The organism is Halomonas sp. ATBC28 (assembly GCF_005937175.1).
Taxonomy (GTDB): domain Bacteria; phylum Pseudomonadota; class Gammaproteobacteria; order Pseudomonadales; family Halomonadaceae; genus Vreelandella; species Vreelandella titanicae.
This window is the reverse complement of sequence record NZ_VCQL01000207.1, coordinates 1-388: the sequence shown is the minus strand read 5'-3', so window position 1 is coordinate 388 and position 388 is coordinate 1. Positions and strand designations below refer to the sequence as shown.

Genomic DNA, 388 nt, shown 5'->3' with positions numbered 1-388 from the left:
AAGATAAGTCAGGCTGTCAGTTTCAAGGTTGGTATTAAGCTCACCTGTCAACGTCACACCATCGGTGGCATTCACCAGCGTCCCATCGCCGTTAAATAGTGAGGCATTAAGGGCGACGGAAGTATCCTGCCCGGTCAGGCGCAAAACCGTACCATCGCTGATGTCGATAGTGCCGCTAGAAATAGCATCAATTGACTGAATATCCTGATCCGCGCCAGTAACGAACGTTGCCCCATCACCAACCCACAGTGACGAAGCATAAGGAAGGATATCAGCAACATCACCTTTCAGGGTGCCTTCTTCGACACGTACCGCCGACTGCGTTGTACCGCTGGCGGTCAGCTCCAGTGTACCAGCCCCCGTTTTAGTCAATGTGCTACCCTCATCC

At 52.6% G+C, this 388-nt stretch carries 1 protein-coding gene; it reads right to left on the bottom strand.

Annotation, left to right across the window (positions count from 1 at the left end):
* Positions 1-388: hypothetical protein (locus E0L35_RS26080; RefSeq protein ID WP_212751735.1), on the bottom strand; the 388-nt coding region annotated here is incomplete at both ends.